The following is a 361-nucleotide window of genomic DNA, read 5'->3' on the forward strand; positions in this document are numbered from 1 at the left end:
GGAAAAGAGTATTCTCGAATCAAGACCATGAAGCTTCGCAAAGAGCTTAGCCAAGGACTGATCGTACCTGTTCATGCAGCGGGCAGTCCAGAGCCGAAAGTAGACGAAGATGTTACCGATCGACTGGGCATCCTGAAGTATGTAAAGCCTTCCGAGCAGGTAGTTATCAACGGAGGCAACAAGGGCAGCCGGACTGGCACTTCCAAGCTAGGGTTCCCCAACTTCATCCCGAAGACGGATCAGGCTCGCGTACAGAATATTCAGATGGCTTACGATCAGGCTCATCAGAAGGACGAGAAGTTTGAAGTGACATTCAAATTGGACGGTTCGTCTCTCACTATCTGGCACAAGGACGGAGAAG

At 50.4% G+C, this 361-nt stretch carries 1 protein-coding gene; it reads left to right on the plus strand.

Features of this window, described 5'->3' with window-relative positions; genetic code table 11:
- Window positions 1–27: 27 nt before the first annotated feature.
- A partial coding sequence (locus FVP33_RS19325; protein WP_222706820.1) for a hypothetical protein occupies window positions 28–361 on the plus strand: 334 nt, incomplete at its 3' end.

Origin of the sequence: Lacisediminihabitans profunda (assembly GCF_008040105.1) — a bacterium.
Lineage (GTDB): Bacteria > Actinomycetota > Actinomycetes > Actinomycetales > Microbacteriaceae > Lacisediminihabitans > Lacisediminihabitans profunda.